This is a genomic window from Campylobacter sp. 2018MI13, from assembly GCF_018501135.1.
GTDB lineage: Bacteria > Campylobacterota > Campylobacteria > Campylobacterales > Campylobacteraceae > Campylobacter_E.
The window spans coordinates 1-240 of record NZ_JAHCZC010000335.1 but is presented as its reverse complement, the minus strand read 5'-3'; the positions used below and the strand labels follow the sequence as shown (position 1 = coordinate 240).

The window sequence follows — 240 nt, the reverse complement described above, 5'->3', positions numbered from 1 at the left end:
AGTTTGTGTTTGTACAGCTGTGTTATCAAGAAAATCACCATAAGCTTTGCTAATAGTCTCAAAATCATTTGAATTGCTAATTATATCTTTTAGTTTATCGGCTTGTGCTTTTGCACTAGTTTGATTTTCTAAAGTATCATCTGTCATTGCAGCTTTATAAGTATCTATATGACCTAATAAATCGTTCTTAAACTTATCTAAAGCTTTTTGTTCTTCTGTATGGAAAGTATTATAAGCGTT

Annotated in this window: 1 protein-coding gene; it reads right to left on the bottom strand. The window is 29.6% G+C overall.

Going from position 1 to position 240, the window contains the following annotated elements:
* Nucleotides 1–240: hypothetical protein (locus KJQ99_RS10275; RefSeq protein ID WP_214150784.1), on the bottom strand; the 240-nt coding region annotated here is incomplete at both ends.